Raw genomic sequence first — 12148 nt, 5'->3', positions numbered from 1 at the left:
TTCATGGTGCCAACATCTATACGTGATTATCCCGAATGGCATCTTGGACGGCAAAATTATGCATTGTGGTATTTAGAAATTAATGATCAAAAAATAGTTGATTATTTAGATGCCTTGCGCGCGCATTTTTCAGAATTCTTATTAGAACCTAATAGTCGTCAATATCATATCACATTGTTTATATGTGGATTTTTAAACCACGAAACCAAAGTCTATAGTGATGACTTTATTTTTGGTGAATTTGAGCAGCAAAAAGAAATCTTAAGAAAAGAAGATTTTGCTCCGTTTCATTTAAAAATTGGTTCAATCGATAGCTTTAGTAGTGCTCTATTTGTAGAAATAGGAGATACCGAAAATATCTTATTTCAGATACGCCAAAAGTTAGGTTTAGTTTCTAATGAAATTGCAGCTTTAGAATATTGTCCGCACATCACTTTGGGGTTGTATAAAACAGACTATAGTAGTGATTTGATTTTACAAAAAATTTCTGAATTACCTGTACAATATAAACAGGCTGAATTTGACCTTAAAGTTGAGCATTTAATATTTGGTTATTATCAAGCTCAAACTTTACAAGGTAAGTTATATCCGTATCAGCATTTGTTTTTAGGTGATTCATGTTGCAACTGATTTTGGGTGGAGCCCGTTCCGGCAAAAGCCGACTGGCTGAACAAACGGCAATGGATAGGCAATTAGCTGTCACTTATGTTGCAACGGCGCAAGCGCTAGATTTTGAAATGCAAAGCAGAATAACACATCATCAAAATCAGCGTCCTTCTCACTGGTCTTTGGTTGAAGAGCCTTTATATTTAGCAAAAATGCTGCAAAAAATTGATCAACCTAATCAAATTATTCTTGTGGATTGTTTAACACTTTGGCTAACCAATTTGTTACTTTTAGAAGATCAAAACGTTCAACAATTTGAATGTGAGCAGCTGTTAAAAATTTTACCTATGCTTGAGTCAGAAATTATTTTAGTAAGTAATGAAACTGGTCTTGGTGTTGTACCACTCGGTGAGATTAGTCGTCGATTTGTCGATGAAGCAGGCAGACTGCATCAGAGTTTAGGGCAAATTGCAGATAAGGTTGTGTTTTGTGTGGCTGGTTTTCCAATGATTTTAAAAGGCGAGAAATAAAATGAACTGGTGGTTACAATCTGTGCAGCAACCTGATGTGGACGCAAAACAACAAGCTGAGCAACACCAGCTTCAACTTACCAAACCTACAGGTGCTTTAGGTGATCTAGAACTGATAGCAGTCAAATTTGCTAGTTTGCAATCAAATGCGCATCCCCAAGTTAACCATCCATGGATTACAGTTTTTGCTGGCGATCATGGCGTGGTTGAAGAAAATATCTCTGCATATCCTCAAGCCGTTACCCGTCAAATGTTACAAAACTTCACGACTGGTGGTGCAGCAATTAGTGTCATTGCCAAATATCATCAAGCTCATTTACAAGTGATTGATTGCGGTACAGTTGGTGAAGCATATGAATATGCAGGGGTTGAACGTCATTGTATTCGTGCCGGCACAGCAAATTTTGCCAAACAAGCTGCAATGAATGCTGAAGAGTGCCGTGCTGCCTTAGAGTTAGGTAAAAACAGTGTAGACACGGCCAAATCTAAAGGTGCAGATATTTATATTGCGGGTGAAATGGGAATTGGAAATACCTGTTCTGCTTCTGCCTTAGCATGTCTTTTATTAAATGATACTGCCGAGCAATTAACTGGAGTTGGTACAGGAATTGGTGCCGATCAGTTAAGACATAAAATTGAAGTGATTGAAAAGGCAATTGAACTTCACCATAAACATGTCGTCGGTGATGTCTTCAAAACATTATGCGCCGTAGGTGGTTTGGAAATTGCGGCAATTACAGGTGCTTATATCCGCTGTGCGCAGGTGGGCTTACCTATCATTGTGGATGGTTTTATTAGTTCGGTCGCTGCTTTATGCGCAGTACGAATGAATTCTAAAGTGCGTGACTGGATGCTTTTTGGCCATCAATCGGCAGAATATGGCCACCAACGTATTTTACAAGAACTCAATGCTGAACCGATTTTAAAAATGAATTTACGTTTAGGTGAAGGTAGTGGTGCTGGCGCTGCTTTGGCATTGGTTAAAATGGCATGTGTATTACACAACCAGATGGCTACATTTGCCGAAGCTGCTGTTAGCGGGGATAAAATTGGGTAAATTTAGAATTGATTTACTTAGACATGGCGAAAGTCAATATAGCCATACTTTGCGTGGCCATTTAGATGATGAGTTAACAGCAAAAGGTTGGCAGCAAATGCAGTCAACCATTGAGCAAGTGGCTAATCAGCCATGGGATGTCATTATAAGTTCATCATTAAAGCGTTGTGCTTGTTTTGCTGAGCAACTTGCGAAGACAAATCAGCTGCCTTTACTTCTAAATCATGACTTAAAGGAAATGTATTTTGGTGATTGGGAAGGCGTCTCAACTCAGCAAATTTATGAAACTTCACCCGAATTACTTGCAAATTTTTGGCAAAAACCGAGTCAATATTGTCCACCTCGCGCAGAAACATTAAACCAGTTTCAAACAAGGGTTCTTAAAGGTTTTCAGGATTTGCTGAAGCATATGCAAAAGCAAAACTTACAGCATGCTTTAGTTGTTACTCATGGCGGTGTGATTAAGCTATTGGCTTGTTTAGCCAGACAACAACCTCTAGATGACTTACTTAAAATGCCAGCAGAGCTTGGAAAATTATATTCACTCGAATTTTCTGAAACAGATGGTCAAATAACTTTTAAGTTAAGATAGTAGTTTTATATTTTTATACACTTGTAAGTTATTATTTTTACAATATTATTTTAGCCTGTGTAATATAATTGTAATTGCTACTATCTAAGCTAATGGCATTTCTTATTAATCACACATTTTGGCTTATGAATATTTTATTTAAAACAACTGTGCTTACAGCATCATTATTGCTCGCGGCTTGTAATAACAATGATGATCAAGAAGCTCAAGCTGTACCATCCACAAACCCATCAAAATATTATCAAACAAAAACACCTTACCAACCGCAACAAGAAATAAAAAATTATGAACAAGCACCGAATGGATTCCAGCCAGTTTTTACAGAACTAGTGGCGCGTCACGGTTCAAGAGGCCTCTCAAGTCTGAAATATGATTTGGCACTTTATAATTTATGGAAACAGGCAAAAGCAGAAAATGCCTTAACACCATTAGGTGAGCAATTAGGTGCTGATTTAGAAGCCATGATGAAGGCAAATATCTTATTAGGTTATGGCGTGGAAGGGATCCGCCAGTACGGTTATGGAAACGAAACCATGACTGGTATCTTAGAACACCGTGGCATTGCAGATCGTTTATTACAACGCTTACCAACTCTTTTAAATTCCCAAGCCTCTATATTGGTACAAAGTTCTGGGGTGGATCGTGCGGTAGATAGTGCTAAATTTTTCACTGCTGAACTTATAAAACAACAACCGCAACTGAAAGATAAAATTGTTCCATTGTCTTATACCAATTTATCAAGTGAAAGCGGGCCGAGTGTTGAAGATGGCGGCGTTGATCGTTTCAAACTCTATTTTCATAGTTTGAATGCAGACGAAGACTTAGCTCAACCCCTGAGTGCTAGCCAACAAAAAATTTATGATGCTAGTCAGGCCTATCAAGATTTTGAAGAAAATAATAAAGATTTAGCCCAAAAGTTAGATGAGTTATCGAAAAATACCGAGGCTGAAAAAACAGCTCAAACAGTGCTCAGCCCGATTTTTAAAGCGGATTTTATTAAAAAACTGGGTACAACAGGTTATAGTTTTAGCAACACTGGATCTTTTACAGTCACTTCACCTAAAGGTGAGCAAATTACCGAAAAAGGTAAGGGGAAAAATACGATTTCCAGTGCAGTTGATGCAGCAGCGTATATTTATGAGCTCTATTCAATTTCTGGTGGTATGAAAGATGAGTTGAAAGGTATCAATTTTGATAAATATATGCCGTTAGAAGCTGCAAAATTCTACGCTGAATTTAATGATGCAAACGATTTTTACGAAAAAGGTCCAAGTTTTACAGAGTCAAATCAAGTCACAAGTGAAATTGCTCAAGGACTCAAACAGGACTGGTTCCAACAAGTTGATGCGGTTGTAAATAAAACCCAACCATACAAAGCAGTTTTACGTTTTGCCCATGCTGAAATTATTATTCCTCTAGCAACCAGTCTAGATTTACATAATATGATGCAGCCTTTACCGCTTCGCCAGACTTATAATTACTCAACTAGCGCATGGCGCGGTGAAGTAGTTTCACCTATGGCAGCAAATGTCCAATGGGATATTTACCAAAATAGCCAAGGCTCTACTTTGGTTAAAATGCTTTATAACGAAAAAGAAACTTTGTTCAAATCTGCATGTAACTATGCACGTTATACACCAACTAGTTTTTACTACGACTACATTAAATTGAAACAGTGCTATCAAATGCAATAGATTTTCAGTTTTTGAAGTCTTTAATGGGAATAGGGATTGCTATTCCCATTTTTATTTCTTCATAATTTAATTTGCTTTTAAATATAGACCAGTTAGAGACTTGGATATGACACCTTTTTGGATTGCATTGCAATTTTTAACTGTTCTGCCTATTGAGCTAAAGACAATGCCGACGGCGCAACAAAATGGTCGAGCTATTTTGTTTTATCCACTGGTTGGGCTGATTATTGGTGGCGTTCTTTTTCTTATCTCGTGTCTTTTAGTTAAATTACCCGTTCTTTTGCTTGCTACTATCATCATGACTTTATGGATTTGGCTAACAGGTGGGCTGCATTTAGATGGGCTAGCAGATACAGCCGATGCGTGGGTAGGCGGTTTTGGTGATAAACAACGAACTTTACAAATCATGAAGGATCCAAGTTGTGGCCCAATTGGAGTCCTCAGCTTAGTTATCATATGTTTGCTCAAATTTGCACTGGTTTATGTATTGATTGAACAGCATCAAACGTTATTTTTAGTCTTTGTTCCTAGCCTTGGGCGTGTGGTGCCATCTATTTTATTCTTAACTACACCATATGTACGTGAAAAAGGGTTAGGGCGTTCTTTGACAGATCACTCACCTAAAACAACTTCATGGATAATCACTGGGTTCGTTCTACTATTACCTTTGTATTGGGAGTTGCAAGGACTTATTGCCATCATTAGTTTTTTAATAAGTCTCGTTTATTTAAGACATCTGTTTATTAAAAGAATTGGTGGTATTACGGGGGATACAGTTGGTGCAGCGATTGAACTAAGTGAAACCGTACTCCTTTTTGCTTTTGTTTTGAGTTATTTTTATTTACTTTAATTTTGAGTTTCATCCAAAAATAAAAAAGCCCTCAAAAAATGAGGGCTTAATTTTCAATCTTAAAAAGATGAATTAGCGGTTTGGTAAAACATCTTTTAAAGCTTCATGCATTTCAAGCAATGTCTTTTCAGTAGTTTCCCAATCGATACAACCATCAGTTACTGATTTGCCATATTCTAAATCACAAAGATTGTCAGGAATATCTTGGCGTCCACCTTTTAAGTGACTTTCAACCATAATACCTACGATTGACTTATTACCATCTAAAATTTGTTCAGTAATATTTTTAAGAACAAGTGGTTGTAAATACGGGTCTTTATTTGAGTTAGCATGGCTCGCATCAATCATAATTTTGTTGCTCACTTTAGCTTTTGCTAAAGCATTTTCTGCTTCTGCAACAGAGCCTGCGTCATAGTTTGGTTTACCATTACCACCACGTAATACAACGTGTGCATAAGGGTTACCATTTGTATTAATAATTGAAACCTGACCGTCTTCATTTAGACCTAAGAAACTATGGCCATATTTAACAGATTGCATCGCATTGGTTGCAACAGTTAAGCCACCGTCTGTACCATTTTTAAAACCAACTGGTGAAGATAAGCCAGAAGACATTTCACGGTGAGTTTGGCTCTCGGTTGTACGTGCGCCAATTGCAGACCATGAAATTAAGTCTTGGTAGTACTGTGGAGAGTTAGGATCGAGTGCTTCAGTTGCACATGGCAAACCTTTTTCATTTAACTCAAGCAAGAGTTTACGACCAATACGTAAACCTTTTTCGATGTTAAATGAGTCGTTCATATCCGGGTCATTGATTAGACCTTTCCAACCAATTGTCGTACGTGGTTTTTCAAAATAAACACGCATAACTAGATATAGGGTATCTTTAACCTTTTCGCTTAGCGCTTTTAAGCGATCAGCATATTCGTGAGCAGCTTTTGGGTCGTGAATAGAGCAAGGACCAATAACAACAAACAAACGTTTATCTGAACCATCTAAAATATTACGAATAGTTTCGCGGCCTTTTAGAACAGTTTGCGAAGCAACATCAGATAAAGGAAGTTCTGACTTAAGCTCATTTGGTGTTACAAGAGTTTGAATGCTTTTAATATTAACGTCGTCGATATCTGGCTTTGAAACGGAATTTGAATGTGTAGTCATTGCTGTCACTGGTTCGATCATACTAAAGGTTGTTTTGTGTACTGAATATACCATGAAATAATTATGAAAATACTACATCTCATGGTATTTCAGATTGGAAAAATCCTATTGATTTTACTATCTTTCAGTCGAGTTGCCTGTTTTTTCGGCAACTACTGCTTGTTGTTGTACCACAGGTGCTTTCGGTTTTGCTTTGACTGGATGAACCATAAAGTTAACACCGAGGGCAAATAGGGTAATCCCTAGAATTTTTCGGATTAAACGTTCAGGCATACGAGAGCTAATTAATGTTCCAATAATAATTGCTGGAATTGAACCCACCAATAACCACATCAGAAGTGTAAAGTCGACGTTACCAGCACTCATGTGTCCAAGGCCAGCCACTAAGGTAAGCAATACTGCATGTACAACATCCGACCCAATAATTCGGATCATAGGTAAGTTCGGGAACATAATCACAAGTGCCATGATTCCAAATGCACCCGCACCAACTGATGAAAGAGTTACGAATACACCTAAAATGATACCCATAATCACGATAAAGCTACGTTTTTTATGGATTGCTAACTGCTCATTTTCACTTTGAGTAACTTCTTTAGTTCTGAATTTATTAAAGAATTTCTCAATACGCGTACGGAAAATGATGGAAACACCAGTTAAGGTCAACATAAAACCTAACACCATGGTGAGTACAGCTTTATAGTGTGTTGACTGGCTTAAATAATGCTCAAGTACCCATGAAGTAATGAAAGATGCAGGAATACTACCTACGGCTAACCATAAAACAATTGGCCAGACAATATTGAGTTTTCTAGCGTGAACCATTGATCCACAAAATTTTGAGATTGCAGCATAAAGTAAATCGGTACCAATCGCGATATGAGGTTCAATTCTAAAAAGGCTAATTAAAATTGGTGTCATTAATGATCCACCACCAACTCCTGTAATCCCTACACAGAAACCAACTAACATACCCGCTAAGATAAATTCAAAAGCACCAGACATCTTTATCGCCACTTATCACGAAACGCAGATATCTTATTCCTTTTAGAGATAAACAGTTGTCATGAATAATGATTTACTTATGCAAAAAAAAGCTAAGCAACGAAAATTTTGCTTAGCTTGTACTATTTTTCATCATTTTTTAAAGAAAATGATTATTTTGATGACTTTAGTGGGTTAATTAAAAGTATAAGAATAAAAGTTAATGGCGTTGCAAAGATCCACCAACTGACAAAACCAATTGAAAATTTATATTGTTGAATAAGAATAAATGCACATAAACCAAATAGCATGAATGCAGCTATTTTAAAGTGCCGGTAATATTTTTGAGCTAATGATTTGAAATGACCTGTTGATTTCGGTGATCGATATTTTTCGCTCGCCATAAACAACAAATACATACCTAATAAAATTAAGATGAAAGCTATAAGAATCATGAGCTCACCTCAGTATTTAATTTATTCAGCTTTTTTTGAATTTTTGCGACAGCTTTATGCTGGATAGGTTGAATTTTGCAAAATATAAAAATGGCTAAAGCTGCAAATAGCCACAAAAATACATCTACACGTGCAAAGATCCAATAATCACTGAGGCTTTGAACATACTCATGTTTAAGTAAATAAATTAGATTTAAGATTGGAAGTGCAAGACACAGCATAATAAAAACGCTAAGTTGAGTTCGCCACAAATGCTGTTTTTTAGTGATTAATGCAATGATTAAGCTGATTAACCAAACTAAGAAAAAGCTATAAATTTCATAATTGATTGTGGTTGAAGTGACTGTAAATAATCGATTGGCGCTTAAATAGGCGACAGTTGCAGAAGGTAATCCCACAAACGCTGCAACATTTAATCGATCAACTAAGTAGTGCCCAAAATGAAACTTACTATTCTTATTTTGAATTTGTCGTTTAAGACTCCAGAGTAACAAACCAGAGGAAATCATTACACAGCCTAAAATGCCTGAGAAAAAGAATCCTAAGCGAAGTAAAGGTTGAGCAAATGTTGCCATGTGCAGGCCATACACACCCGCATTCAATGTTGCAATAGGGCTATTATTACGTGTATCTGCCAAGACTTCGCCAGTTGAAGCATTTAATGTAATTTGAGGCTGATTTCGAGTAATAGTGCGGTCCTCTTTTTGAATAAATGTAATTTGAGCTTGGCTGGTATTTGGATTTTTTACACTCATTGTTGATAAAGGTTGGTTGCCCCAATTTTGTTGAACTTGGCTCAACAACTTCTCAATCGCTAAGTTTTGAGCAGGCTGAATCGATTGATTCTCAAGTACAGTCTTTGTGCGGATTTCGGTAAAATATTGATAAGGGTTTTCAGGGTAAAGTTTTTGCATTCCCCAAGGTAGATATAAGTAAAAGAAAATAGCTAAGCCTGTAAATGTAATGGTTAAAAAGAAGGGCAGAGCAATGACTGAAGAAATATTATGAAAGTCTAGCCATGAACGCTGAGACTTAAATGTACGTAAAGTAAAAAAGTCGGTGAATATTTTTTTATGGGTAATAATGCCTGAAACCAAAGCAATCAGCATAATAAATGCTGCAAGACACACGACTAATCGCCCAACTATTATTGGAATGCCAAAAAGTTGGTAATGGAATCGATAAAAAAAATCGCCGCCTAAGGTCGCCGAAAGTTGAAGCTCTTTTCCCGTGTTAGCATCAAGTGTGGCATTGCCATAACCGCCGTCAGCTTTTTCCCAATACATGGTGTTGATCGGACTTTCTGGTGTTGCAGCTGTTAAATACCAAGATTTGGCGTCTGGAGCGTTTTCTTGTAAATATTGATATGCTGTTTTAATAGCAATATCTTGCTTTACTTCATATTGGGCAAGTGCAGGCTGCATCCATAAATTAATTTCGTGGCGGTAATAAGACAAACTCCCCATTAAAAAAATGGCAAATACAAGCCACCCAAAAATTAAGCCAGTCCATGAGTGTAGCCATGCCATAGATTGACGTATACCTTTATGCATAACCCACCGTCTGTGTCACAATAAAGAAAAGGGCAAATAATGCGATTGATAAAATGGTCAGTCGCACTAATGATTGAATGCAGAACCCAACAATTACAAAGACTACGTAAAATAAAATCGATATAAATGCTGAAAGATAGATAGCCTCAGCTTTATCCAGATTCAAAAGGAAAATTCCAGTGAGTCCAAGACTTAAACACGCCATACAGGCAAAGCCCATACCGAAAACTAGCAAGAATCGATAGAAAACTTTTATACGATATGACACAGGGAGATTTACAGTTTTGGACATCTTTACTGACACATAAACAAAGAATAATAAGTAAAGCCAATCCCTAAATTGGGATTGGCTACGATATTAATATTTAAACTTTACAGCAACTGTATAGTTGGCTGGAGCGCCATAGTAACCTTGGCCACCAGATAAACCTGTCAAATATTTTTCATTTGTCAGGTTGTTACCATTTACTTGGAACAGTACATGTTCGTTTAAATCATAACTGGCCATAACGTTAAGCAATGCATACGCATCCTGTTTTACAGTTGAGTAAGAGGTGTCATGTATATCATCTTGCCACTTAATGCTTGCACCAACTTTTAATTTTGGAATCTGTGGAACAGTAAAAGAAGCTAAAACATTAAGTGTTTGAGTCGGGATATTAGGTCTACCTCTTTCACCCGTTTCCATATTTTTTAGACTAAATGTTGAAAAACCAAAAACTAAATCTAAGTTATCAGTTAATTTTCCAGTTAATCCGACCTCAACACCTTGTGATCTAATTGTTCCGATTGGAGATGAGTATTTGTTATAAAGCGGATCCCATAATGGGTTTAGTGCAAAATTATCTTCATCTGTTCTAAAGATTGCGATATTTCCTGTTAAAGCCCCATCTAACCAAGCGCTTTTTACACCTAATTCATAGCTTTCACCCTCTACTGGTACAGCTGTTTGTTTAGTAGAAAGATCAATAACAGTTTGTGGTCTAAAAATAGAGGTATAACTCATATAACCTGTATATTCAGGAGTAAAGTTATATGTAATACCTGCATATGGAGAAACTTTATTCTTTTTATATTCTAAAGTATCGATTTCAGTGTAGTTGGCACCTAAGATAAATTTCAGATCCTCACCTAAATGAATACGAGTCGCACCATAAACGGACTTCATGGTTCTTTCTTCTGGGTCTGCATAGGTAAAGTCTCCCCAAGTCGGTTCTTCAGGAGTCCAGCTTGGTAAGTCTGTGGTAATAACACCTAAACTACTGCCATACGAATAAACACTTTGAGCACTATATTTTGACCAGTTATAACCAATATTTGCTTCGTGTTGCTGTCCTAATAAATTAAAAGTACCTTGAATGTCTGCATTAGCAGTAGTTTCTTTAAATTTCTGATTATAAATTTCTGGATATAGTGAAATACCAGACGTATTGTCACTAGCAGAAGGAAAACCACTGAGATAAAGCATTTTATCTTTAACATCTGATTTCTTAAGGTTATAGCCTAATCTTAACTTCCAGTCTCCCCATAATTTTTGTTCAATATTGGCAAAGTAATTATCTATTTCCCAATCGTAGTATGTCCATGACGGTGCATAATTATAGTTACGAGAATAACTTAATGGTTCACCTTTGGAGTTAACCAAGGGTAGAGCACCCCATTGAGAACCATTAGCGTATTGACGAGTTTTCGAATATCCTGCTGAAACATTTGTGGTGTCTGTAACGTCAGCTTCTAAAATTCCTTGAAATCCATTCTTTTCTTCTGAATAGCGGTCTAGATAAGAATCTCCTACTTTCTCATAACCTACAAGACGTCCTCGTACTCGTCCATCTTGTGTAAGAGAACCAGAGATATCCGCTTCATAACGTTGTGTATCCCATGAACCATAGCTCACCCCAGCATTTGCTTGAAATTCTTTAGTGGGACGTTTACGAATATAATTAATTGTAGCGCCAGGATCCCCTAGAGCATTTGTCAGGGCATCAGCACCTTTGACAATTTCAACACGATCATAGAAATAACTATCTGCATCACTATTGTTATAGTTATAGCTGTCAACTTGAGGGATACCGATTCCATCAACCAGAATATTTGAAATATCAAAACCACGAGCAGTATAAGTTGTGCGGTTTGTTTCCAATCCGGTTACAGTTACACCAGGTGTATTACTTAAAATATCTCGGGTACTGGTAAGCCCAAAATCTTCAATTTGCTGACGAGTAACGACGTTAATGGTTTGAGGAGTTTCTTTAGCTTCAATATTAAGCTTGGTTGCACTACTCGATTTTTTAACATTATATGCTTTAGTTTGTTCAGAAGACTGTTCAGTATTTGATGCTTTAACTTGAATCGTCTGTAAAGATTGTACCTCTGAGTCCTGAGCATGAGAGAGGTTCGCATAACAAATCGCGCAGGCGATTACGGTAAGCTTAAATGGTAGAGGCGGGATATTCATAAGATTAAGGATAATGTAAATAATTCTCATTTATTTTATTGTTTGTAAATGTAAGCTACAATTCAAATTGCATTGTTAATTTAGATTAAAAGATGGTGAATGAGTGTAATTTTAGATAGCTTGTGCTGTGGCCGCTCTTGGTAAGTACATATAGATCAAGTTCAAGATTGATAAACCTCTATGCTAGAATGCATTATTTCAAATTCTT

13 protein-coding genes are annotated in these 12148 nt (G+C 36.8%); 7 read left to right on the top strand and 6 right to left on the bottom strand.

Annotation, left to right across the window (positions count from 1 at the left end):
• Window positions 1-3 precede the first annotated feature (3 nt).
• The 6 genes from MKL51_RS08480 (at window position 4) to MKL51_RS08455 (ending at window position 5329) form a co-directional block, all read left to right on the top strand.
• Window positions 4-630 (top strand): 2'-5' RNA ligase family protein, encoded by a 627-nt coding sequence (locus MKL51_RS08480; RefSeq protein ID WP_017482240.1) that lies wholly within the window; start codon window positions 4-6, stop codon window positions 628-630.
• Window positions 618-1136 carry a bifunctional adenosylcobinamide kinase/adenosylcobinamide-phosphate guanylyltransferase gene (cobU, locus tag MKL51_RS08475; protein ID WP_017482239.1) on the top strand — a complete coding sequence of 173 codons (519 nt, stop codon included), beginning with the start codon at window positions 618-620 and terminating at the stop codon, window positions 1134-1136. Before MKL51_RS08480 ends, cobU begins: the two co-directional genes overlap by 13 nt.
• A gap of 1 nt (window position 1137) precedes the next feature.
• On the top strand, window positions 1138-2193 hold the full coding sequence (gene cobT / locus MKL51_RS08470; protein ID WP_017482238.1) for a nicotinate-nucleotide--dimethylbenzimidazole phosphoribosyltransferase: 1056 nt from the start codon (window positions 1138-1140) through the stop codon (window positions 2191-2193).
• Window positions 2186-2785, top strand: a complete 600-nt coding sequence (locus MKL51_RS08465) for a histidine phosphatase family protein (protein WP_017482237.1) — start codon at window positions 2186-2188, stop codon at window positions 2783-2785. Before cobT ends, MKL51_RS08465 begins: the two co-directional genes overlap by 8 nt.
• A gap of 125 nt (window positions 2786-2910) precedes the next feature.
• The gene (locus MKL51_RS08460; protein ID WP_025468529.1) at window positions 2911-4479 is read left to right on the top strand and encodes a histidine-type phosphatase; all 1569 of its coding nucleotides are present in this window, start codon (window positions 2911-2913) and stop codon (window positions 4477-4479) included.
• A gap of 106 nt (window positions 4480-4585) precedes the next feature.
• Window positions 4586-5329, top strand: a complete 744-nt coding sequence (locus tag MKL51_RS08455; RefSeq protein WP_017482235.1) for an adenosylcobinamide-GDP ribazoletransferase — start codon at window positions 4586-4588, stop codon at window positions 5327-5329.
• 72 nt (window positions 5330-5401) lie between these two features.
• On the opposite strand, the gene MKL51_RS08450 is transcribed toward MKL51_RS08455, so the two are convergent.
• Together MKL51_RS08450 and MKL51_RS08445 are read right to left on the bottom strand one after the other, a co-directional pair.
• On the bottom strand, window positions 5402-6511 hold the full coding sequence (locus tag MKL51_RS08450; protein ID WP_017482234.1) for a 3-deoxy-7-phosphoheptulonate synthase: 1110 nt from the start codon (window positions 6509-6511) through the stop codon (window positions 5402-5404).
• 96 nt (window positions 6512-6607) lie between these two features.
• On the bottom strand, window positions 6608-7495 hold the full coding sequence (locus tag MKL51_RS08445) for a sulfite exporter TauE/SafE family protein (protein WP_017482233.1): 888 nt from the start codon (window positions 7493-7495) through the stop codon (window positions 6608-6610).
• 61 nt (window positions 7496-7556) lie between these two features.
• On the opposite strand from MKL51_RS08445, the gene MKL51_RS08440 reads away from it, so the two are divergent.
• A complete protein-coding gene (locus MKL51_RS08440; RefSeq protein ID WP_002122212.1) occupies window positions 7557-7673 on the top strand; it encodes a hypothetical protein in 117 nt (38 codons plus the stop codon).
• Here MKL51_RS08440 and MKL51_RS08435 read toward each other — a convergent pair.
• The 4 genes from MKL51_RS08435 to MKL51_RS08420 all read right to left on the bottom strand — a co-directional run bounded on the left by MKL51_RS08435 (window position 7648) and on the right by MKL51_RS08420 (window position 11940).
• Window positions 7648-7929: a hypothetical protein gene (locus MKL51_RS08435; RefSeq protein WP_017482232.1), complete on the bottom strand. Its 282-nt coding sequence runs from the start codon at window positions 7927-7929 to the stop codon at window positions 7648-7650. The two genes, MKL51_RS08440 and MKL51_RS08435, sit on opposite strands and share 26 nt — an antisense overlap.
• Window positions 7926-9482, bottom strand: coding sequence for a PepSY-associated TM helix domain-containing protein (locus MKL51_RS08430; RefSeq protein WP_017482231.1), 1557 nt, complete (start codon window positions 9480-9482; stop codon window positions 7926-7928). Before MKL51_RS08430 ends, MKL51_RS08435 begins: the two co-directional genes overlap by 4 nt.
• Window positions 9475-9774, bottom strand: a complete 300-nt coding sequence (locus MKL51_RS08425) for a hypothetical protein (RefSeq protein WP_025468528.1) — start codon at window positions 9772-9774, stop codon at window positions 9475-9477. Before MKL51_RS08425 ends, MKL51_RS08430 begins: the two co-directional genes overlap by 8 nt.
• Before the next feature lie 66 nt (window positions 9775-9840).
• A complete protein-coding gene (locus tag MKL51_RS08420) occupies window positions 9841-11940 on the bottom strand; it encodes a TonB-dependent siderophore receptor (RefSeq protein ID WP_025468527.1) in 2100 nt (699 codons plus the stop codon).
• Window positions 11941-12148: the final 208 nt, after the last annotated feature.

Source organism: Acinetobacter sp. AOR18_HL, assembly GCF_027855145.1.
Taxonomy (GTDB): Bacteria; Pseudomonadota; Gammaproteobacteria; order Pseudomonadales; family Moraxellaceae; genus Acinetobacter; species Acinetobacter pittii.
Note: the sequence above shows the minus strand (reverse complement) of the source record. Positions and strands in the feature narration are given on the sequence as shown.